The sequence below is a fragment of the Mesorhizobium sp. P2_D1 genome (assembly GCF_056404455.1).
In genome coordinates, this window is the sequence record NZ_JBFUDZ010000014.1 from 49080 (window position 1) to 71616 (window position 22537).

Annotated in this window: 19 protein-coding genes; 11 read left to right on the forward strand and 8 right to left on the reverse strand. The window is 63.9% G+C overall.

The features are described from left to right. Positions 1-4 precede the first annotated feature (4 nt). The 4 genes from AC1D0I_RS12930 (at position 5) to AC1D0I_RS12945 (ending at position 5505) form a co-directional block, all read left to right on the forward strand. Entirely contained in the window at positions 5-301 is a 297-nt protein-coding gene (locus tag AC1D0I_RS12930; RefSeq protein WP_477395476.1) for a sarcosine oxidase subunit delta, read from the forward strand. Continuing rightward, on the forward strand, positions 298-3306 hold the full coding sequence (locus tag AC1D0I_RS12935) for a sarcosine oxidase subunit alpha (protein WP_477395478.1): 3009 nt from the start codon (positions 298-300) through the stop codon (positions 3304-3306). Before AC1D0I_RS12930 ends, AC1D0I_RS12935 begins: the two co-directional genes overlap by 4 nt. Then, the gene (locus tag AC1D0I_RS12940) at positions 3299-3886 is read left to right on the forward strand and encodes a sarcosine oxidase subunit gamma (RefSeq protein WP_095087313.1); all 588 of its coding nucleotides are present in this window, start codon (positions 3299-3301) and stop codon (positions 3884-3886) included. Before AC1D0I_RS12935 ends, AC1D0I_RS12940 begins: the two co-directional genes overlap by 8 nt. Positions 3887-4062: 176 nt before the next feature. After that, the gene (locus AC1D0I_RS12945) at positions 4063-5505 is read left to right on the forward strand and encodes an MFS transporter (protein ID WP_477395480.1); all 1443 of its coding nucleotides are present in this window, start codon (positions 4063-4065) and stop codon (positions 5503-5505) included. Positions 5506-5547: 42 nt separating this feature from the next. On the opposite strand, the gene AC1D0I_RS12950 is transcribed toward AC1D0I_RS12945, so the two are convergent. Further along, positions 5548-6252, reverse strand: coding sequence for a nitroreductase (locus AC1D0I_RS12950; protein WP_457150426.1), 705 nt, complete (start codon positions 6250-6252; stop codon positions 5548-5550). A 204-nt stretch (positions 6253-6456) separates the two neighbouring features. On the opposite strand from AC1D0I_RS12950, the gene AC1D0I_RS12955 reads away from it, so the two are divergent. The 5 genes from AC1D0I_RS12955 to AC1D0I_RS12975 all read left to right on the forward strand — a co-directional run bounded on the left by AC1D0I_RS12955 (position 6457) and on the right by AC1D0I_RS12975 (position 14100). Then, entirely contained in the window at positions 6457-7020 is a 564-nt protein-coding gene (locus AC1D0I_RS12955; RefSeq protein WP_477395482.1) for a helix-turn-helix domain-containing protein, read from the forward strand. A 103-nt stretch (positions 7021-7123) separates the two neighbouring features. Next, a complete protein-coding gene (locus AC1D0I_RS12960) occupies positions 7124-9577 on the forward strand; it encodes a GcvT family protein (protein WP_477395485.1) in 2454 nt (817 codons plus the stop codon). Continuing rightward, entirely contained in the window at positions 9574-10479 is a 906-nt protein-coding gene (locus tag AC1D0I_RS12965) for a homocysteine S-methyltransferase family protein (RefSeq protein WP_477395486.1), read from the forward strand. The genes AC1D0I_RS12960 and AC1D0I_RS12965 overlap by 4 nt, the downstream gene beginning before the upstream one ends. Further along, a complete protein-coding gene (locus AC1D0I_RS12970; RefSeq protein ID WP_477395488.1) occupies positions 10472-11653 on the forward strand; it encodes a pyridoxal phosphate-dependent aminotransferase in 1182 nt (393 codons plus the stop codon). Before AC1D0I_RS12965 ends, AC1D0I_RS12970 begins: the two co-directional genes overlap by 8 nt. Continuing rightward, complete coding sequence (locus AC1D0I_RS12975; protein ID WP_477395490.1) at positions 11650-14100, forward strand: GcvT family protein; 2451 nt, start codon at positions 11650-11652, stop codon at positions 14098-14100. The genes AC1D0I_RS12970 and AC1D0I_RS12975 overlap by 4 nt, the downstream gene beginning before the upstream one ends. Positions 14101-14264: 164 nt before the next feature. Here the strand turns inward: AC1D0I_RS12975 and AC1D0I_RS12980 are convergent, their stop codons facing one another. The 7 genes from AC1D0I_RS12980 to AC1D0I_RS13010 are packed head-to-tail and all read right to left on the reverse strand — an operon-like array spanning position 14265 to position 20826. Then, positions 14265-14852 carry an NAD(P)H-dependent oxidoreductase gene (locus AC1D0I_RS12980; RefSeq protein WP_477395492.1) on the reverse strand — a complete coding sequence of 196 codons (588 nt, stop codon included), beginning with the start codon at positions 14850-14852 and terminating at the stop codon, positions 14265-14267. Continuing rightward, positions 14852-15433, reverse strand: a complete 582-nt coding sequence (locus tag AC1D0I_RS12985; protein WP_477395494.1) for an NAD(P)H-dependent oxidoreductase — start codon at positions 15431-15433, stop codon at positions 14852-14854. The genes AC1D0I_RS12980 and AC1D0I_RS12985 overlap by 1 nt, the downstream gene beginning before the upstream one ends. After that, positions 15433-16836, reverse strand: a complete 1404-nt coding sequence (locus AC1D0I_RS12990; protein ID WP_477395569.1) for an FAD-binding oxidoreductase — start codon at positions 16834-16836, stop codon at positions 15433-15435. Before AC1D0I_RS12990 ends, AC1D0I_RS12985 begins: the two co-directional genes overlap by 1 nt. Continuing rightward, positions 16836-18137 carry a cytosine deaminase gene (locus AC1D0I_RS12995; RefSeq protein ID WP_477395495.1) on the reverse strand — a complete coding sequence of 434 codons (1302 nt, stop codon included), beginning with the start codon at positions 18135-18137 and terminating at the stop codon, positions 16836-16838. Before AC1D0I_RS12995 ends, AC1D0I_RS12990 begins: the two co-directional genes overlap by 1 nt. A 4-nt stretch (positions 18138-18141) precedes the next feature. Continuing rightward, complete coding sequence (locus tag AC1D0I_RS13000) at positions 18142-18993, reverse strand: ABC transporter permease (RefSeq protein WP_477395497.1); 852 nt, start codon at positions 18991-18993, stop codon at positions 18142-18144. After that, a complete protein-coding gene (locus AC1D0I_RS13005; RefSeq protein ID WP_477395499.1) occupies positions 18980-19810 on the reverse strand; it encodes an ABC transporter ATP-binding protein in 831 nt (276 codons plus the stop codon). The genes AC1D0I_RS13000 and AC1D0I_RS13005 overlap by 14 nt, the downstream gene beginning before the upstream one ends. 11 nt (positions 19811-19821) lie before the next feature. Continuing rightward, complete coding sequence (locus tag AC1D0I_RS13010) at positions 19822-20826, reverse strand: ABC transporter substrate-binding protein (RefSeq protein WP_477395501.1); 1005 nt, start codon at positions 20824-20826, stop codon at positions 19822-19824. Between the two features lie 264 nt (positions 20827-21090). Between AC1D0I_RS13010 and AC1D0I_RS13015 the strand changes: the two genes are divergently transcribed. Together AC1D0I_RS13015 and AC1D0I_RS13020 are read left to right on the forward strand one after the other, a co-directional pair. Further along, complete coding sequence (locus AC1D0I_RS13015) at positions 21091-21474, forward strand: RidA family protein (RefSeq protein ID WP_140778289.1); 384 nt, start codon at positions 21091-21093, stop codon at positions 21472-21474. 219 nt (positions 21475-21693) lie between these two features. Beyond that, on the forward strand, positions 21694-22497 hold the full coding sequence (locus AC1D0I_RS13020) for a creatininase family protein (RefSeq protein ID WP_477395503.1): 804 nt from the start codon (positions 21694-21696) through the stop codon (positions 22495-22497). Positions 22498-22537 lie beyond the last annotated feature (40 nt).

A 22537-nucleotide genomic window follows, 5' to 3' on the forward strand; every position in this document is an offset into this window, starting at 1 on the left:
TCCCATGTTGATCACCTGTCCCTATTGCGGCCCGCGCGACGTCGTCGAATTTACCTATCAAGGTGACGGCAACCGTGAGCGTCCCGACCCCGCCTCGCAGAATTTCGAGGCATGGAACGCCTATGTCTACGACCGGCTGAACCCGGCCGGCGACCACAACGAGATCTGGCAGCATTCTGGCGGTTGCCGCGCGCATCTCAGGGTCGTGCGCAACACGCTGACGCATGAGATTTTGAGCGTCGCCTTCATGCGCGGCGCTCACACCTCGACCGCGCGCCGCAAGGCGGAGGACAAATCATGAGCCCGCGCCGCACCGACACTGGCGGCCGCATAGACCGGCTGAAAACCATCCGCTTCACCTTCGACGGAGCCACCTATACCGGCCATGCCGGCGACACGCTGGCGTCGGCGCTGTTGGCCAAGGGCGTCACCCTTTATGGGCGTTCATTCAAATATCACCGCCCGCGCGGCCTGCTCACCGCAGGCGTCGAGGAGCCCAACGCGCTGGTGACGGTGCTGAAGGGCGATGTTCGCGAGCCCAACATTCCGGCGACCATGGTCGAGATCCATGACGGACTGGTCGCCATCAGCCAGAACCGCTTTCCCTCGCTTGCCTGGGACGTCAACGCCGTCAACCAGCTTGGCGGCAAGATCCTGTCGGCCGGCTTCTACTACAAGACCTTCATGGGGCCGGTGATCGGTCCGCTCAAAGGCACTCGCTTCTGGATGTTCTGCGAGCATTTCATCCGCCGCGCCGCCGGTCTCGGCAGCGCCGGATCGGCGAAGGACCCGGCCCGCTATGAACGCATGAACGCCTTTTGCGACGTGCTGGTGGTCGGCTCCGGCCCGGCCGGGCTGATGGCCGCCAAGGCCGCTGCCGATCAGGGCGCCCGGGTCATGCTGGCTGATCTTGAGCCGCGTTTCGGCGGCTCTGCCAACTGGTCAGGCGAAACCATCGATGGCGCACCGGCCGCCGACTGGGCCCGCCGCACCGTTGCCCAGCTCGAAGGCCGCGACAATGTCCGGCTTTTGCCGCGCACCACGGTCTGGGGCTATTACGACAACAACACACTTGCCGCGCTCGAACGGGTCAGCGACCACAAGGAGCAGCCCGGCAAGGGCGAGCCGCGCCATCGCTATTGGGCGATCCGCGCCCGCTCCGTGGTGCTCGCCACCGGCGCCTTCGAACGGCCGCTGGTGTTTCCGGGCAATGACAGGCCAGGCGTGATGCTGGCGCATGCCGCCGAGCGCTACGCCAACGAGTTCGGTGTGCTGCCGGGTGAACGGATCGCGCTGTTCACCAACAACGACAGCGCCTACCGGACGGCAGTCGCCTTGAAGAAGGCGGGTGCCGCGGTCGTCGCCATAGCCGACGTCCGGCCAGATCTTTCAGCCGAAATGCGCAAGCTGGCCACGGAGGCCGAGGCCGAGATCTTCGCCGGCCATGCCGTCATCGCCACCGAGGGCGGCAAGGCGCTGTCCGGCCTCAAGCTGCAACGCTTCGACATGGCCAACGGCTCGCTCACCGGCGACGCCCGCAGCATCCATGCCGATTGCCTGCTGATGTCGGGCGGCTGGTCGCCGACCATCCATCTGGCCAGCCAGGCCGGTGCCAAGGCCGAGTGGAATGCCGCGCGGCAGGCTTTCCTGCCGCCGAAGCCGACGCAGCAATGGCCAACGCAGCACTGGATTGGCGCCGGCGCCTTCACCGGCAGCTTTTCCACCACTGAAGCCATCGCGGAAGGCCGCGCCGCTGGCCTTGCCGCGGCCGGCGGAACCAGCACGCCGGCGGCGTTGCCCACTGTTGAAGCCGTTCCTGGCGATCCCGATCCGGCGCCGGTGTTCGAGATCAGGGCCAAAGGCAAGAGCTTTGTCGATTTCCAGCACGACGTCACTGCAGAGGATGTGCGGCTGGCACACCGCGAAGGCTTTGTCTCGGTCGAGCACCTGAAGCGCTACACCACGCTCGGCATGGCGACCGACCAGGGCAAGAGCTCCAATGTTCCGGGCCTTGCCATCATGGCCGAGGCGCTGGGCAAGCCGATCCCCGAGGTCGGCACGACACGCTTCCGCCCGCCCTTTGCGCCGGTGTCGATCGGCTCGCTGGCGGCCGAGCGCTTCGGTGACCTGAAACCCGAGCGGCTGACGCCGATGCATGACTGGCATCTCGCCAATGGCGCGACGATGTATTCGGCCGGCCTGTGGTACCGTCCGATGATCTACGGCCATGCCGGGGAGACGATTGAGCAGGCCTATGTGCGCGAAGCCAAGGCGACGCGCGAAAGCGCCGGCATCGTCGATGTCTCGACATTGGGCAAGATCGCCGTGCAAGGGCCCGACGCCGCTGCATTCCTCGACCGCGTCTACACCAACATGTTTTCGACGCTGGCCGTCGGCAAGGCCCGCTACGGGCTGATGCTGCGCGAGGACGGCCTCGCCTTCGACGACGGCACCACCTGGCGGTTGGGCGAGCAGGATTTCCTGATGACCACCACCACGGCCAACGCCGGCAAGGTGATGCAGCATCTGGAATATTTCCTCGACGTGATCTGGCCGGAGCTCAAGGTGCACGTCACCTCGGTGACCGACGAATGGGCGGGCGCCGCGATCGGCGGACCGAAGGCCAGGCAAATCCTCGCTGCTTGCGTCACCGGCACATCGGTCGACAACGCCACCTTGCCCTTCATGGGCATCGTGCGCGGCGAGATATCGGGTGTCCCGGTGATGATTTGCCGGCTCTCCTTCTCCGGTGAAATGGCCTTCGAGGTCTATTCTGGTGCCGGCCATGGCACCCATGTCTGGGAAGCGTTGATCGAGGCCGGCAAACCGTTCGGGCTGGTCACCTACGGGCTCGAGGCGCTGGGCACGATGCGCATCGAGAAAGGCCATGTCACCGGCGCCGAGATCGACGGCCGCACCACGGCGCGCGACTTGCATCTCGACTGGATGCTGTCGAAGAAAAAGCCGTTCATCGGCTCGGCGATGATGGACCGCGAGGGCCTGATCGCGTCTGACCGTCTGGAGCTCGTCGGCCTGATCGCGCTGGACAACCGGCCACTCAATGGCGGCGCGCACATCGTCGAGCAACTCGACGAAGCCAATCCCCACGGCTCGATCGGCCACATCACCGCCTGCTGTTATTCGCCGGCGCTCGGCAAGCACATTGCGCTGGCGCTGGTCAAGGGCGGCAAGGCACGGCACGGCACGCGCGCCAATGTCTCCGATCCCCTGCGCAACCGGTTCGGGCCGGTCGAGATCGTCTCCAACCACTTCTTCGATCCGGACGGGAGCCGCATGCATGGTTGAGCGCCAATCACCGCTCGAGCCGGAGTTTCACATTGGCTCGCATGGCAATTTCGAACACGGCGTCGAGATCATCCTGACCGAGACCGGGCCCGGCTCGATCGTGCAGCTGGCAGCCTGGCCGGGTGAGGAGAAGAAGTTGATTGCCGCCATCCGTACCGTCGCCGGGCTTGCGCTACCCGATGGCGCCGGCGGCGGCCTGAGCGACGGCGTGAAGTCGGTGTTCGGCTTCGCGCCGGGAAAATTCACCGTTGCCGATGAAGCCGAAGGCCTGGCCGGCGCCTTTGCCAAGGCGGTCACCCCGGCCATCGGCACGGTGACCGACCTTTCGCATGGTCGCACCGCCATTCGCATCGCCGGGCCAAAGGCCGAATGGGTGCTGGCGAAGTTCTTCGCCATCGACTTCGCGCTGCCGGCCTTTCCGGTTGGCGCCGGCCGCTCGACCACCCATCACGATGTCTTCGCCCAGATCCAGCGTACCGGCTCCGACCAGTTCGACATCTATGTCTTCCGCTCGTTCGCACGCTCGTTCTGGAAGGCGCTCTGCCATGCCAGCGAGGAAATCGGCTACGAGGTGCAATAGGCAGCGCCGGCCGGATGGCCGCATCGCCGCGGCTTCTGGCATCAACGCCAGCCGGTTCTGCCGCTAGAGAATCGCGCCGCGGGCGGCCATGATGGGAAACGTGGCCGCCAAGACCGGCCCAAGGGGCATCAAACCCCGTCTCAGGCTCGGCATAGTCGTTTGGTTCGAACATCCCCATGACCGCAGAAATATCCGCCGGCGCCACCGATCGCGCCGATGTGTCGGCCAGAGCCTTGCTCCTGCTGCCGCTGACGGTCGCCTGCGGCGTCTTCATGACCAGCCTCGACCAGAATGTCGTGGTGACGGCCCTGCCCGGCATCGGCGAAAGTCTCGGCCGCCCGCCCAGCCAGCTCGGCCTCCTGATCACCGTCTATGTCGCCAGCCTGATCATCTCGATGCCGCTTGGCGGCTGGGCCGCCGACCGCTTCGGCCTGCGCAACGTTTATTGCTTTGCCTTGCTGGTGTTCGCCACCGCGTCGGCCCTGTGCGGGTTGTCCGACAACATCTGGATGCTGGTCGGTGCCCGCGCGCTGCAAGGGTTCGGCGGCGCGTTGATGGGCACGCTCGGCCAGGTCGTCATCCTGCAGACCTTTCCGCGCAGCCGCACGCTGAAGATCAACATGTACATCTCGCTGGCCGGCCAGTCCGGGCCGCTGGTCGGCCCGCTCGTCGGCGGCGCGCTGACCACCTACATTTCCTGGCGCTGGATCTTCTTCATCAACGTGCCGTTCGCGCTGATCGCGGCTGTACTTGCAGCCTCGCTGTTTCCGACAGTGACCAAGCCGGTGCGCACGCCGTTCGATTTTCCGGGCTTTCTGCTGGTCGGCAGCGGCATGGTGCTGCTGGTCTTCGGCATGGATTCGCTTGCCGCCAAGGATGCGGCCGGCGGAGTCATCGCCGGTGAACTGGCGCTCGCGCTCGTCATCCTGACCATTGCCTCGTTCTACTGCCTGCGCGTGCGCAACCCGCTGCTCGATCTCAAGCTCCTGCGCATCCGCACCTTCCGCATTTCCTTCCTGACCGGCGGTGGCCTGGATACGATCGGCCTCAGCTCGGTCGTCTTCCTGCTGCCTCTGATGTTCCAGCTCGGCTTCGGCATGAGCGCGGTGCAGGCGGGATCACTGACTTTCGTTGCCGCGGTCGGTTCGGTGGCCATGCGCTTCTTCATGCCGCGTGTCCTCAACCGTTTCGGCTTCCGCCGCGTGCTGGTCTGCAACACGCCGATCGTCGCCGCCATGGTCGCTGGATTTGCCTTGATGCAGGCAACCACACCGGTGTGGATCGTGCTTGCCTACATCTTCGTCTTCGGCGTCTTCCGCTCCGCGCAATGGGCGTCGACCGGCAACCTCGCCTATTCCGACATCGCACCCGAGCAGCTCGCCCGCTTCAGCGCGCTCTATTACATCCTGTGGCAGCTCGCGGTGGCGATCAGCGTTGGCCTAGCCGCCGCTGCACTGTCGTTTCTGGCCGGCGGCGGCCCGGCCGTGGCAAGCGATTTTCGCATCCTGTTCGTGATCGAGGGCGTCATCACGCTGTGTGCGCTATTCGCCTATCTCAAGCTGACGCCGCAGGACGGCGCCCATGTCAGCGGCCACGGCGCACAGATGAACACGGAATAGGGCTCGACGCCCAGTTGGCCGGTTCTGGCCAGGGCGGCCGGCTTACTCGCTGAACGTCACCCACTCTTCCAGAGGCACGCGGTCGGTGCGGAAGGCGTTTTCGGGTTTGGAAATATCCTCATGGCCAAGCGCCATGCCGCAGACGACGATCTCCTCGTCGGGAATGTTGAGCACCGGCCGGATCTGCCGGTGATAGGGGGCGAACGCCGCTTGTGGGCACGTGTGCAAGCCCCTGCCCCGCGCCGCGACCATGATGTTTTGCAGGAACATGCCGTAGTCGATCCATGAACCCTGGTTGAGCCGGCGGTCGATGGTGAAGATCATGCCGACCGGCGCGTCGAAGAAGACGAAGTTGCGGTCGTGCTGGGCGCGCATCTTGTCGACCTCGCGACGGCCGATACCGAGCGCGCCATAGAGCCCAAAGCCGTTGGCGCGCCGTCGGGTCAGATAGGGCTCGAAGAACTGGGTGGGATAGTAGCGGTACTCATCCCAATCGGCCTTTTCAGCGCGGATGCCCGAATTGAGGATGGCGTCGGTGATCTGCTGCTTGGTCTCGCCCTTGGTGACGTAGACCTTCCACGGCTGCATGTTGGTGCCGGATGGAGCCCGCGCCGCAACCGACAGAATGGCGCGGATGGTGTCGTCGTCGACCATGTCGGGCAGGAATGCGCGCACCGAGCGGCGCGACAGGATCGCCTCGTCGACAATCTCGGCCTCGTCCGCAATTCGGGTGTTCTTTTCAAGCATGGGCCGTCCTTTAACCCTCGTCTCGACCAGACGTCCCCACTCGCCGTTCGTGCCCGAGCCTTTGCATGAACCGTCAAAATCCTGCAAGCAAATCTTGAGCATACGTGAAAATCCACTTGATTTTTTCATGAGCTTCATTTCTCATGAAATTCGGATGCAAATTTTCATGCAGTGAGCGTTTTGCCTTCACCTATCGCACGAACATTGCAGGGACCTGACGAACGCGTGCTGGCCAGCGATATCAGGGCGCTGCGCAAGGCGCGCGGGCTGACGCTTGCCGAGATCGGCCTGAAGCTTGGCCGTTCCGTCGGCTGGGTCAGCCAGGTCGAGCGTGGTCTCTCGACGCCATCGGTCAGCGATCTCAGAGCCTTCGCCGAACTGTTCGGCGTGCCGATCAGCCTGTTCTTCAGCCATGACGTGCCGGTCGAAAGCGAGCGTGGCGTGGTTGTGCGCGCCGGCAGGCGCCGCACGCTTGGCACAAGCGAATCCGGCCTGGTGGAGGAGCTTCTGTCGCCCGATCTCGGCGGTAGCTTCGAGATGGTGCGTTCGGTCTTCGCGCCGGGCGCGGAGCTGAAAAACGAGGCGCGTCGGCCGACCGAAGAGGCCGGATACGTCGCGTCCGGACTGTTCGACATCGAGATATCGGGCGTCTGGCATCGGCTCGGCGAAGGCGACTCCTTTCGCTTCGAAGGCAAGCCCTACCGCTGGCGCAATCCGGGTGCCGAGCCGGCGGTTGTCATCTGGGTGGTTGCGCCGCCAGTCTATTGAATGCATGTCGCCCAGAAGCGTGCAGCGGCTTGGGATAACGACAAGTATCAAAAACAAAAAATGGAAGCGCAACGCGCTTTTGGGTTTTGTCAGGGAGAAGAACATGGCCGGTTCTCCGAGCACGGCACGCGTGGTGATCATCGGAGGTGGTGCCGTCGGCACGTCCGCGCTCTATCATCTCGCCAAGGCGGGTTGGACCGACTGCGTGCTGCTCGAAAAGAACGAGTTGACCTCCGGCTCGACTTGGCATGCCGCCGGCAATGTGCCGACCTTCTCCTCGTCCTGGTCGCTGATGAACATGCAGCGCTATTCGACCGAGCTTTACCGTGGGCTGGCCGAAGCGGTCGACTATCCCATGAACTACCACGTCACCGGTTCGCTGCGCCTCGCCCACTCGGTCGAGCGCATGCAGGAGTTCCAGCGCGCCAAGGGCATGGGTCRCTATCAGGGCATGGACATCGACGTCGTCGGCGTCGACGAGATCAAGCGCCGCTATCCCTTCATCGAGACGCATGATCTGAAAGGCGCACTCTACGATCCGAGCGACGGCGACATCGATCCGGCGCAGTTGACCCAGGCGCTGGCCAAGGGCGCGCGCGACATGGGCGCCAGGATCATCCGCTTCTGCCCGGTCACCGGCGTGCGCCGCGAGAACGACGAATGGGTGGTCGAGACCACGCAAGGCGAAATCCGCTGCGAGATCGTCGTCAATGCCGCCGGCTACCGCGCCGCCGAAGTCGGCAAGATGTTCGGCCGCGAGGTGCCGATGATGGTGATGAGCCATCAGTACATATTGTTCGAGGAAATCCCCGAACTGGCGGCATGGTCGAAGGAACAGGGCAAGAAACTGCCGCTGCTGCGCGACGTCGACACCTCCTACTATCTGCGCCAGGAAAAGAACGGCATGAATCTCGGCCCCTATGAGCGCAACTGCCGCGCGCATTGGGCGACCCACAATGATCCGATGCCAGAGGACTTTTCCTTCCAGTTGTTCCCCGACGACCTCGATCGGCTCGAACATTATCTGGCCGATGCCGTCGCCCGCGTGCCGATCCTGGGCACCGCCGGCCTGTCCAAGGTCATCAATGGGCCGATCCCGTATACGCCGGACGGCAATCCGCTGATCGGGCCGATGCCCGGCGTTCCCAACGCCTTCGAGGCCTGCGTCTTCACCTTCGGCATCGCCCAGGGCGGCGGCGCCGGCAAGGTGCTGGCCGAATGGGTGACACAGGGCCAGACCGAATGGGACATGTGGTCGTGCGATCCACGCCGCTTCACCTCCTTTGCTGCCGCGCCGGACTACTGCGTCGCCAAGGGCATGGAGATCTACGGCAACGAATACGCCATCCAGTTCCCGCGCCATGCCTGGCCGGAAGGCCGTGACCGCAAGCTGTCGCCGATCCACGATCGCATCAAGGCGCTCGGCGCCCGCTTCGACGCCTACAATGGCTGGGAACGCGCCACCTGGTACGCCAAGGACGGCGACGACGTTTCCGAGGAGGCGACGCTGACCTTCCGTCGCGAAGGACCGTGGCAGCATCGCGTCCACGAGGAATGCCTTGCCGTTCGCGACGCAGCCGGCATCCTCGACCTGCCGGGCTTCTCGCGCTTCAACCTCGACGGGCCAGGTGCCGCCGAATGGCTGAGCCTGCAGGTCACCGGGCTGGTGCCGAAGATCGGCCGCATCGGCCTCGTCTATTTCGCCGACGACAAGGGCCGCATCGTCACCGAAATGTCGGTCGTGCGCCATGATGAGAACCTGATGACGCTGATCACCGCGGCGGTCGCGCAATGGCATGATTTCGAATGGCTGAAATCGAGGATCCCCAAGGATGCGCCGTTCAGGCTGATCGACCGCACCGAGGAATTTTCGACCCAGATCCTGGCCGGCCCGAACTCGCGAAAAATCCTCGCCGATGTCTGCAGCGCCGACCTTGCTTTGCCGTGGCTGACGCATCAGGAGACGAAGATCGCCGGCCGCTGGGCGAAACTCATACGCGTCTCCTTCGCCGGCGAACTCGGCTGGGAAATCCACACCAGGGTCGACGACACCGCCGCCATCTTTGACGCCATCTGCGCGGCCGGAGAACAGCATGGCCTCAGGCCATTCGGCATGTACGCGCTGGATTCGCTCCGGCTCGAAAAGGGCTACCGCACCTGGAAGGGCGACCTGTCGACCGACTATTCGATCCTCCAGGGCGGATTGGAGCGCTTCGTCAAATGGGACAAGCCCGATTTCCGCGGCAAGGCGGCACTGCTGAACGAGAAGCAGCAAGGGGTAAAGAAGCGTTTCGTCACGCTGGTCGTCGAGAACCCCGGTGACTGCGACGCCCCTTCTGTTTCCACACTCTGGCACGACGGCAAGATCGTCGGTGAAACGACATCAGGCGGCTGGGGTCATCGGATCGACAAATCGATCGCGCTCGGCATGCTGCGCGCCGATCTGGCGGAACCGGGAACAGCGATCGAGGTCGAAATCTTCGGCGACCGTTTTCAGGCGGTCGTGCAGAAAGACGAGCCCTTGTGGGATCCAAAGAACAAGAGGCTGCGCGCGTGAAGAAAATCATCCTCACGGATGGCGGCATGGGCCAGGAACTGGTCCGCCGCAGCATATCCGAGCCGACGCCGCTATGGTCGGCCAGGGTGCTGATTGACGAGCCGGATCTCGTGCGCGACCTGCACGCGGAATTTATCCGTGCCGGCGCCCGCGTCATCACCATAAACACCTATTCGGCGACACCCGAACGCCTGGCGCGCGAGGGCGCGGAAGACCTCTTCAAGCCTTTGCAGAAGCGCGGCATCGAGCTTGCAAGGCAAGCCTGTGAGCAGGCCGGCGAGGCGACCATCGCCGGCTGCCTGTCACCGCTTTTCGGTAGCTATGCCCATGCGCTGACCATTTCATTCGAGGATACGCTCGACATCTACCGCCGCATCGTTGCCGAGCAGGCTGATGGCGTCGACTTGTTCCTGTGCGAGACCATGGCGTCCACCGAGGAGGCGCGTGCGGCGGTGACCGCGGCGTCGGAAAGCGGCAAGCCGGTATGGGTTTCGTGGACGCTGGCCGATCATGGCAGGCCACGCCTGCGCAGTGGCGAGGCATTAGCCGCGGCAGCAAGCGCTCTCGATGGCCTGCCTGTGGCGGCGCGGCTGGTCAATTGTTGCCGGCCCGAGGCAGTCAGCGCAGCGCTGACCGAGCTGATCGATCTTGGCGGCCCGGTCGGGGCCTATGCCAACGGCTTCACCTCGGTTGAAGCGCTCAAGCATGGCGGCACGGTGGATGTCCTGCACGCACGCCACGACCTCGGTCCGGATGCCTATGCCGACCAGGCGATCGGCTGGGTGGAGGCCGGCGCGAGCATTGTCGGCGGCTGCTGTGAAGTCGGACCGCCACACATCGCCGCGCTGCGCGACCGGCTCGAACAGGCCGGCTACGAAATTTCGGGAGATATACATGGCTAGACCATCATCGCGCATTTCCGGCATCGTGCCTTCGGGCAAGGACGGTTGGGAAGTCCATTCGGCCGCTTGGGCCCGCAAGGCGGCCGGCGAAGACATCATCATGCTGTCAGTGGGCGACCATGATTTCGACACGCCCTCGGAAACCATCGAAGCCTGTGTGGCCGCGGTTCGCGGCAGCAATCACCACTACACCCCGCTTCCCGGCCTGCCGCGCCTGCGCAAGGCTATGGCGGCAGCCTCGAGCGCCTGCACCGGCGTCGAGACGACGCCGGATCAGGTCATCGCCACGCCGGGCGGCCAGGCCGCACTCTACGCGGCCGTGCAGGCTGTTCTGGACCAAGGCGACCATGCCATCGTGGTGGCGCCCTACTACGCCACCTATCCCAACACGTTCAGCGCCGCCGGTGCCAGTTTCACCGTGGTCGAGACACCGGCCGAGGATGGCTTCCAGCCGCACGCCGACATGATCCGCGCAGCACTTCGGCCCAACACGCGCGCCATCCTGATCAACACGCCGAACAACCCGACCGGTGCGGTCTATTCGCGCGAGCGGCTGGAACAGCTGGCGGAGGTCTGCAGGGAGCATGACCTCTGGCTGTTGTCGGACGAGGTCTACTGGACACTGGGCGGCGGCGAGCACGTCTCGCCGCGCTCGCTGCCCGGCATGGCCGAGCGCACTCTGGTCATCAATTCCATGTCGAAGAGCCATGGCATGACCGGCTGGCGCATGGGCTGGCTGACGGGACCACAAGAGATGATTTCGCTGCTGGTCAATCTCAATCTGGTGACGACCTATGGCTTGCCGGCCTTCATCTCGATTGCCTGCGCCGAGGCGCTCGAGAACCGTTATGGCGTCAAGGAAATTGCCGAACGCTACGCCGCGCGCCGCACCATCCTGCTCGACGCCGTGCGTGGCATGAACGATGTCACCGTGCGCGGTTCCGAGGGCGGTATGTACGTCATGCTCGACATATCGGCCGTCGAACCCGACGACGAGAAATTCGCCTGGGCCTTGCTCGACAAGGAAAAGGTCGGCGTGATGCCTGGCTCCAGCTTCGGCGAGGCCGCCGCCGGCCACATTCGCATCAGCCTTTGCCAGCCGGAGCTCGTGTTGCAGGAAGCAGCACTTCGGTTGCGCCGTTTTGCCTCCAGCTATCGCCGCGAGGCCGCATGACCGCCAAGGCCATCCCCACCAAGGCAAGAGCTGTCATCATCGGCGGCGGCGTCTCCGGCTGTTCGGTCGCCTATCATCTGGCCAAGCTCGGCTGGACCGATATCGTGCTCCTGGAGCGAAAGCAGCTGACGTCGGGCACAACCTGGCATGCCGCCGGCCTTATTGGCCAGCTGCGCGGCTCGCAGAACATGACCCGGTTGGCGAAATATTCGGCCGACCTTTACGTCAAGCTGGAAGCCGAGACCGAGGTCGGTACGGGCATGCGCCAGGTCGGCTCGATCACCGTGGCGCTGACCGAAGAGCGCAAGCATGAGATCTACCGGCAGGCGTCTCTCGCTCGCGCGTTCGATGTCGACGTGCGCGAGATTTCACCGAATGAAGTCAAGGAGATGTACCCGCATCTCAATGTGTCCGACGTCGTCGGCGCCGTGCATCTGCCGCTCGACGGCCAATGCGACCCCGCCAACATCGCGATGGCGCTGGCCAAGGGTGCCCGCCAGCGCGGCGCCACCATCGTCGAGAATGTGAAGGTCACCAAGGTCCACACTAAGGCCGGTCGCGTCGCCGGCGTGTCGTGGGCGCAAGGTGAAGAACAAGGCACGGTCGAAGCCGACATCGTCATCAACTGCGCCGGCATGTGGGCGCGTGAGCTTGGCGCCCAGAACGGCGTCACCATCCCGCTGCACGCCTGCGAGCACTTTTATCTCGTCACCGAGCCAATCCCGGGCCTTACCCGCCTGCCGGTGCTGCGCGTGCCGGACGAATGCGCCTACTACAAGGAAGACGCCGGCAAGATGATGCTGGGCGCCTTCGAGCCGGTGGCAAAACCCTGGGGCATGGATGGCATCCGCGAGGATTTCTGCTTCGACCAATTGCCTGAGGACATGGACCATTTCGAGCCGATCCTCGAAATGGGCGTCAACCGGATGCCGATGCTGGCGACCGCCGGCATCCATACTTTCTTCAACGGTCCCGAGAGCTTCACCCCCGACGACCGCTATTATCTCGGCGAGGCGCCGGAGCTGTCCGGCTACTGGATGGCGACCGGCTACAACTCGATCGGCATCGTCTCCTCCGGTGGCGCCGGCATGGCGCTGGCGCAGTGGATCAATGACGGCGAAGCACCCTTTGATCTCTGGGAAGTCGACATTCGCCGCGCCCAGCCATTCCAGAAGAACCGCCGCTATTTGAAGGAGCGCGTCTCCGAAACGCTCGGCCTGCTCTATGCCGATCATTTCCCCTACCGGCAGATGGCGACCTCGCGCAATGTCCGTCGCTCGCCCCTGCATGAACATCTCAAGGCGCGAGGCGCCGTCTTCGGTGAGGTCGCCGGCTGGGAGCGCGCCAACTGGTTCGCCCGCGAGGGCCAGGAGCGCGAATACCGCTATTCCTGGAAGCGGCAGAACTGGTTCGACAACCAGCGCGAGGAGCATCTGGCGGTCAGGAACAAGGTCGGCCTGTTCGACATGACCTCGTTCGGCAAGATCCGCGTCGAGGGCCGCGATGCCTGCGCCTTCCTGCAAAAGCTCTGCGCCAACGACATGGACGTGGCGCCGGGCAAGATCGTCTACACACAGATGCTCAACCAGCGCGGCGGCATCGAAAGCGACCTCACCGTCTCGCGGCTGTCGGAAACGGCTTTCTTCCTTGTCGTTCCCGGCGCGACGCTGCAGCGTGACCTCGCCTGGCTGCGCAAGCATCTGACCGACGAGTTCGTGGTCGTCACCGACATAACGGCGGCTGAAGCCGTGCTTTGCCTGATGGGGCCGGACTCACGAAAGCTGATCCAGAAGGTCAGCCCGAATGATTTCTCCAACGAAGCCAACCCGTTTGGGACGTTCCAGGAGATCGAGATCGGCATGGGCCTGGCCCGCGCCCATCGCGTCACCTATGTCGGCGAACTCGGCTGGGAACTCTACGTCTCGACCGACCAGGCAGCTCATGTCTTCGAGGCGATCGACGAGGCGGGTGCCGATGTCGGCCTAAAGCTCTGCGGCCTGCACACGCTGGATTCCTGCCGCATCGAAAAGGCCTTCCGGCATTTCGGCCACGACATCACCGACGAGGACAATGTGCTGGAAGCCGGCATYGGCTTTGCCGTCAAGACGGCCAAGGGCGAATTCATCGGTCGCGATGCGGTGCTGCGGAAGAAGGAGGCCGGCCTGTCACGCCGGCTGGTGCAGTTCCGATTGAAGGAGCCGCAGCCCCTGCTCTTCCACAACGAGGCGATTCTGCGCGACGGCAAGATCGTCGGCCCGATCACCTCGGGCAATTACGGCCATCATCTCGGCGGCGCCATTGGGCTGGGCTATGTGCCGTCCCAGGGCGAGAGCGAGGCGGATGTTCTGGCATCGTCCTACGAGATCGAGATCGCCGGCGAGCGTTTTGCTGCGGAAGCATCGCTGAAGCCGATGTATGACCCGAAGTCGGAGCGGACGAGGATGTAGTTGTTTCACCCTCCCCCTTGTGGGGAGGGTCGGCTCGCAGTCGTAGCGAAGCGAAGATTGCGAGACGGGGTGGGGGTGCGCCCTACGAGACCCCACCCCACTTCGCAAAAGCCGCTTTGCGGCATTTGCTGTGTGCCCTCCCCGCAAGGGGGAGGGTAAAGCCCTCAGAACCGCTCCAGCTTCCATCGCACCTTCGCCAGAAACGCAGCCCGTGTCTGTGGCGTCGAGGCATCCATCAGATAGTGCGCCAGGAAGAAGGTCCGGCAGCGCCTCGCGCAAAGCGCCCGCATGCCGCGCAGCAGGGTCTTGCGTCCGGGCTGGCCGACGACGACGCTCCACCAGGTCGGCGCACCGCAGGTGGTGATGACACCGACCTTGGTCACATGCGTCATCAGCGACTTGATCCGCCCCTTGCCCGCCGGCAGCTTGAAGGCGACGTCGGTCGCCCACACCCGGTCGAGCCAGCCCTTCAGCATCGCAGGCAGCCCGTACCACCAGGTCGGATAGACGAACAGGATCGCTTCGGCCCAGTTGAGCAGCTCGAGATGCGGCTTCAGCGCCGGATCCTGCGGCGCCTGGTCGTTGTAGGAGCGCCGTTCGTCGCATCCCATCACCGGGTCAAATTTCTCGGCATAGAGATCGAGCAGCCGCACCTCCCAGCCTCGCGCCTTCAGCACCTCGACGGCAGTGTCGCGGATCGCCGCGCAAAAGCTCTCCGGCACCGGATGGCAGTAGACCACCAGTGCCCGCATCAGAAGGCGTCCATGCTGGCCGCGACCTTGGTCATGAACGCCTTGCGCGTTTCAGCGGTCGACAGGTTCATTGCATAGTGCGCGAGATAGCTCACCGGCGCGCCGGGCCTTACAGTGGCGCGCAGCATGCGCTTGATCAGCTTGCGCGGCGGGTCGCCCATCAGCATGGCGCGGAACCGGCTGCCGCCATAGGTGGTCACCGCCGCGACCTTGACTATGTTGTGCAGCGACGGCTGCACCTTGCCGTTGACCAGCTTGAACGACACGCCGGGCAGGAAGACGCGATCGAAGAAGCCTTTCAGGACCGCCGGAAAGCCATAGTTCCAGACCGGGTAGGACAGCACCAGCGCTTCGGCCCGCAGCAGGCGCTCGACATAAGGCGCCACAGGGTCGGCCGGGCCGCGCGCATTGTGGTAGTCCAGCCGCTCCTGACGTGTCAGGCGCGGATCGAAATTCTCGGCGTAGAGATCGCAATCGTCGACCTTGTGGCCCGCTGCCGTCAGCCGCTCGACGATCATCCGGTGCAGGCCGGCATTGAAGCTGGTCTCGACCGGATGGGCGTGGAGGACGAGAATGTTCATCAGCCGGCCTTTTGCAGCCCCTTGAACAGGAATGTCCGGCCCGAACGGTAGTCGTAGTCCGGGTTTTCCCAAGCGATCATCTTGCCGGGGTTGAGCAAGCCCTGCGGATCGGTCTCGCGCTTGAAGGCAAGCTGCACCGCATCCGTCTGCTTCATGCCGCCCTCTTCCAGCGTGTAGCGGTGCGGGTTGAAGATCGGGCAGCCATTCTCCTCATGCAGGCGCACGATTTCGTCGAGCCGCGCTTCGGTGGTGAACTTGACCAGCGGCAGGCCGAAGCAGGTGATGTTGCCGTCCAGCCGCACGAATTCCAGATGTGAGAACACCTCGCCGGGAAACATCGCGTCCATCTTCTCGACCAGCGCCAGCTGGTTGGGAAAGGGATAGAGCGATTGCAGATAGGTGATCGAGGGGTCGACCCGCAGCGCCCTGAGCGTGGTGTGGTTCCAAGCCAGCTCAAAGGCCGGGGGCAGGCCCTTCTTGTCGTCCGGCGTTGCTGTGGCGGCATTGAAGATCACCTCGCCGCCGGCACGGCGGGTGAAGGCCAGGAAGGCGTCGAGCCCATGCTGCGCCACCATGACGACGCAGATGCTTTTCCCTTCGCTGAGAAACTTCTGGTGCCGCTTGAAATAGAGCTGCGGCACGGGTGCCGCTATCGGCGTGATCAGCTTGGTCAGGATGCCGTCTTGGCAAGCCAGCGCATTGCCATAGCGGGCCGCCTCCATGAAGCTGTCGAAGCCGACGATGACATCGACCCAGTCATAGGCTGATGTCAGCGGCATCTCGACTTCGGTGATGATGCCGTTGGTGCCATAGGCGTGGGTCACCTTGTGCAGATCCTCGCCGGTGAGTTCGAGCGCCTTCGGCTCGGCCTCCATGGTCACCACGCGTAGGCGAAGCACATTGCCGAAATCGCGCAGGCCGCCGAAATTGATCGAGCCGACGCCGCCCGAGCCACCGGCAATGAAGCCGCCGATCGAAGCCGTGTTGTAGGTGGAGGGCGACAGCCGGAGTTCCTGGCCGGAATGCGCCCGCGTTGCCTTGTCGATGTCGGCCAGAACCGCACCCGGTCCGGTCACCACGCGCCCCGGCGCGATCGACTTGATCTCGTTCATTTCGGCAAGGTTGAGCACCAAGCCGCCGGAGAGCGGCATGGCCTGGCCGTAATTGCCCGTGCCGCTGCCGCGCGGCGTCACCGGCACACCATGCCGATGGCAGGCCGCAAGCACGCGGATCAGTTCGGCCTCGTCCTTCGGCGTCACGATCAGGTCGCCGGTGACATGGTCGAGTTGCCGCTTCAGCACCGGGCTGTACCAGTAGAAGTCCCGGCTCTTCTGCTGGACGATGGCCGGATTGTCGTCGAGCTTCAAGCCTTCGAGATCGCGTTTGAGCGCCGAAACATCCATCATTCCACCATCAGTTCGTCGAGTTCGGCATAGTCGGGCAGTTGCCGGTCGATCGCGCGCCCGCTGCGCACGACGATGCGATCCGATTCGGGCCGCGACAGCAATTCCGTCCAGCTCCTGCCCTTGAACACGACGAAGTCGGCATCACCGCCGGCAGCGAGCGTGCCGAAACCGTCGAGCCTCATCACCCTGGCAGGTGTCGCGGTGACCGCTTGCGGCCAGTCGGCGACCGGATGATCGAAATGCAGGATGCGCGTCGCCATGCGGTAGACCTCCAGCATGTCGAGATCGCCATAGGCATAGAACGGGTCACGCGTGTTGTCGGAAGCGACGGCGACTGGAATGCCACGCGCCTTCATCTCGTGCAGCAGCGTCACGCCGCGCCAGCGCGGTGTGGTGTGGTCGCCGCGCCGGTCCTGCAGATAGAGATTGCACATCGGCAGCGATACGACCGCGAGCCCGGCCTTCGCCACCTTGTCCAGCGTGTCGAGAACATCGAGGTCCGGCTGGCGCGCCAGCGAGCAGCAATGGCCGACGAGGATGTTGCCCTCGAAGCCGTTCCAGAGTGCCGCCTCGGCGATCTTCTTCAGCGAGATCGCCGCGATGTCGTCGGTCTCGTCGGCATGGAAATCGAGATCGAGGCCATGCTTGATCGCCTGCGCGAAGACGTGGTCGAGCAGTTCTTCGAGATCCGGCACCATATAGGTGACGACACCGAGAACACCCTTGGCCGCGGCAACCCTTTTTGCCAGCCTGTCGAACCATTTCCTGTCGCGCACGCCCTCGATGCCGATCAGGCACGCGCCTTGCAATTCGATGCGGCCGCGCCATGTCTCGCGCATCGTTTCGAACACCGGCCAGGAGATTTCCTCTTGCGGCGCGACGCTGTCGAGATGAGTCCGCACCGCCCTGGTGCCATGCGCGTAGGCTGAGCGCAGCGAGAAATCCATGCGCCGCGCCACGTCCTCGGCGTTCCAGCGCGCAGTGCGGTCGGCGCCGGTGGCGTTCAGCGCACCCATGAAGGTGCCATCCGGATTGGGTTTTCGTGGCCAGATATGGCCCTTGTCGATATGCGTATGGCAGTCGACGAAGCACGGCAGGATAATGCGGCCGCCAAGGTCTGCGGCGTCCACCGGCACTGCGGTACGGCCATGGGCGGCAATGCTGGAAATCTTGCCGTCGGCGACAGCGATGTCTGCCAGAGCAAAGCCATCGCTGTCGAAAGCAGCGGTGAATCCCGGCGTCAGGGACGCGTGAAGCCGGGCGTTGGCGAGGTGGTATGAACCTGTGTTCGGCACCAAGGAACTAGCGCTCCTGCTTCAGCGCGCTTTCGTGCCAGCGCCTTAGAATGAGATGCGAAATCAGCGACAGCACGAGGAAGATCAGGATGCCGGTGAGCGAGATCAGGAACAGCGCCGCGAACAGCCGAGGCGCGTTGAGCCGGTAACCGGCTTCGATGATGCGTGAGGCAAGGCCCGACGACTGGCCGGTGGCGCCGGCGACGAACTCGGCCACCACGGCACCGATCAGCGACAGGCCGCCGGCGATCTTCAATCCGCCCAGGAAATACGGCATCGCCGCCGGCAATCTGAGATAGCGCAATTGCTGCCAGCGCGTCGCGCCGTTGAGCTTGAACATGTCGCGCAGATTGCGGTCGACCGAATTGAGGCCGAGCGTGGTGTTGGACAGGATCGGAAAGAAGGCAACGATCCAGGCGCAGAGCAGGAGCTTGGTCGTCTGGTTGTCGACATAGATGTTGATCAGCGGGAAGATCGCCACGATCGGCGTCACCTGCAGCACGATGGCGAACGGGAAGAACGACATTTCGACCCATTTCGATTGCGCGAAAAGCACCGCCAGCCCGACACCGCCGATGACGGCCAAGGCCAGGCTGAGGAAGGTGATGCGCAAGGTCACCAGCAGGGCGGAAAACAGCAGGCCGGCATCGTTGTAGAGCGTCCACAGCACCACGCCGGGGCGCGGCAGGATGTATTGCGGGATCTCATTCCACACGCAGATGCGATCCCAAAGCCAGATCGCCAGGATCATGATCGCCAGCGGCAGCACCCAGCGACCAATCCGTTCGAGCCGATCCTGGCGCACGCGGCGCGCTTCCTCGGGATCGAGCTTAAGCACGCCCTCGTCAATGGCCGTCATGATGCGCGCCTGCTGTTGAATTGATGGCCTTGACCAACACGTCGGAGGCCTGCCGGCACAACGCCGCATAGTCGGGCGAGGTCCGGAACGCCTCGTCGCGCGGATAGGCTGCCTCGATGGCGAGTTCGTCGAACACCCTGCCCGGCCGCGCCGCCATGACGACGACGCGGTTGGAGAGAAACACGCTTTCGAAGACGCTGTGGGTGACGAAGACGACGGTGAAGCGCTCGTCCTGCCACAACTCCAGAAGATCGTTGTTGAGCTTGAAGCGGGTGATCTCGTCGAGCGCGGCGAACGGCTCGTCCATCAACAGCACACGCGGTTTCGTCACCATGGCGCGCGCGATCGAGACACGCATCTTCATGCCGCCGGACAGTTCGCGCGGCACCGCGTCTTCGAAGCCGGTCAGGTGAACCCGCGCCAGCATTTGCGTCACCGCCGGCGCCGCCTTGGCGCGGGAAACGCCTTTCAGCCTGAGCGGCAGCCAGACATTGTCGAAGACGCTGGCCCAGGGCAGCAGCGTCGGCTCCTGGAAGACGAAGCCGATGTTCGAACGGTCAAGCGAGCCGCCGCCGCGCCAGTCGAGCACGCCGGAGGTCGGCGTCGACAGGCCGGCGATCAGCCGCAGCGCCGTCGACTTGCCGCAGCCGGACGGTCCGAGCAGGCTGAGGAAATCGCCTTCCCGGATCGTCAGATCGACATCGTTGAGCGCCGTCACGCCGTTGGAAAAGACCTTGCCGACGCCACGCAGCGCCAGCAATGTCGGAGCGACATCCGACGCGCTCGCCAGCGCTTGCGCCACATTCTCCTGCATCATGCCGGAACGGCCTACTTCTTCAGCTCGAGCCCAACGCCCTTGTTGACGAAGGTCAGCGTGTAGGCCTTCTTGATGTCGATGCCGGCTGGCGTGACCTTGGCCTTGACCATCTTGTCGTAGAAGCTCTGGATACGCGCGTCGGTCATGGCGCCGATGCCGAGCTTTTCGGTGTCGCCTGAATCGGCAAGGCCGAACTTTTTCATCTGCTCGATCGAGAAAGCGATCTGCTCGTCGCTCATGTCAGGATTGTCTTTCTTGATCATGTCGTTGGCGGCCTTGTTGTCGCCGTAGAGATATTTGTACCAGCCCTTGGCCGAGCCATCGACGAAGCACTGGACCACCTCCGGCTTCTTGTCGATCGTGTCCTGCATCACCTCGATCGTCGTCGAGTAGGTGTCCCAGCCATAGTCGGCAAGCAGGAACTGGTTCGGTACGAAGCCGCCTTCCTTCTTGACCGCGAACGGCTCGGAGGTGACGTAGCCCTGCTGGATCGACTTCTTGTTGGCGAGGAAGGGAGCGGTGTTGTAGGTGTAGGGCGCGCGCTTAGCGGCGGCGAAGCCGAGCTCGATGACCATCCACTGGAAGAAGGTCTGCACGCCCTCGTCGCCCAATATGTACTGGTCGGCGTTCTTCAGATCTTCCCACTTGTCGAGCCCCTCGCCGGGGTGGGACATGATGACCTGCGGGTCCTTCTGGAAATCCGCCGCCACCACGCGCATCGGAATGCCTTGCTGGACGGCATCGAAAGCCGACAGCAGATTGCCGCCCATGTAGAAATCGATCTTGCCAGCAAGCAGCATCGGCCGGCCGCTGACCTGCGGACCGCCCTGCATGATGGTGACGTCGAGGCCGCAAGCGGCGTAAGTGCCGTCAGCCACCGCCTGATAATATCCACCATGTTCCGGCTCGGCCAACCAGTTGGTGCCGAAGGTGACTTTTTCATTCGCCGCGGCACCGAGCGTGCTGGCAGCAAGCAGGGCCACCACCGCCACCGAGATCTTCTGTTTTCCGTACATCAACATCACCCTTTGTTTGCTCCGGCACGCCACGCGCCAGGCTCGACACCAGAGATTCAAGAAGCAAGACACATGCCACCGGCGTCTTGCGCCGGGACCGCCCGCTTGCACCACAGCCATCTGCGAAGCCGGACGGGTCGTGCTGCACCGGAGGCATCGTGCCTATTTTTTGAACGCCTGTCCACAATCGCCCCAGCGACATGCACCGCCATCTTGAAGGTATGGTGCATCCGGTCTTAGGCTACCGACGAACCGGAGATTGCCATGTTCAAGTTCCTCACCCCGAAGTCGATAAAGCCACCCTTTGCCCGCTACAGCCACGGCGTCGAGGTGCCCGCCGGCAAGCGGCTGGTGCTGTGCTCGGGCCAGGTCGCCATCACGGCGGACGACCAGATACCGGAAGATGCCGGCGCACAGGCCGAACTCTGCTTCCGCAACATCGCGGCAGTGCTCGGAGAGGCCGGTCTGGGGCTGCAGGATATCGTCCGCATCAACGCCTACGTCACCGACCGCGCGCACCTGCGACCCTATATGGATGTCCGCGACCGGCTGTTTTCCAGCCCGGCGCCGGCCTCGACGCTGATGATCGTCTCCGGTTTCGCCCGGCCCGAATTCAAGGTCGAGGTCGAGGCCATCGCGGCTGGGTGAGACGTCGGCGAGACGCTACGAATCGACAGGTCCGCAATCTGAAGCTACACCACACCAAAGTCTGCGCTGCCTCATCCGCCTGCCGGTACCTTCTCCCCATATTGTGACGGGGAGAAGGGAAGCGCTCCAGCGCTGGCGACCCCCTCTCCCCGTTCTTCACGGGGAGAGGGTAAGGGTGAGGGGCAGCACAAACGCCAAACAGTTCCTCTGAGGCCCGCTATGAACGAAACAAAAAGACGCGTGTGGTGGGGCGACTACCGCACGACCGAATACGCCTCGATCGACCCGGAGGCGACGATCGCCGTGCTGCCGCTGGCGGCGATCGAGCAACATGGTCCGCATCTGCCGGTCTCGACCGACACCTCGATCATGAACGGCATGCTCGACACGGTGATTGCCCGCCTGCCCGACGATCTCGACATCCGCATCCTGCCGGTGCAGGCCGTGGGCAAGTCGAACGAGCATCTTCACGCACCGGGCACCCTCACCCTGCCGGCAACGACGCTGGTCGACGCCTGGACCGAACTTGGCCTGTCGATCGCACGGGCCGGCGTGCGCAAGCTGATCGTCGTCAATTCGCATGGCGGCAATGAAGAGATCATGGGCATCGTCACGCGCGAACTGCGCGTGCGCGAAAACATGCTGGCGGTGAAGACCAGCTGGCAGCGCTTTGGCCGCCCGGCCGGCATGTACACCGAGATCGAGGACCGTCACGGGATCCATGGCGGCGATGTCGAGACGTCGCTGATGCTGCATTTCCGGCCGGATCTCGTCGACATGGGCAAGGCCGACAATTTCGTTTCCAATGTCGCGAAGGCTGAAAAGGAATTTTCGCTGCTGCGCCACACCGGCACCCATGCCTTTGCCTGGATCGCCAGCGATCTCAACCCGAATGGCGTGGTCGGCGATGCCAGCATCGCCACGGCCGAGAAAGGCCGGCTGACATCAGAACATCAGGCCGACGGTTTCATCAGCCTGCTGCGCGATGTGCGTAAGGCAAAGCTCGCCGACTGGCTGAGATAGCACTTCCGTCGCAGGGTAGGTCACCTGAATATCAAGATGT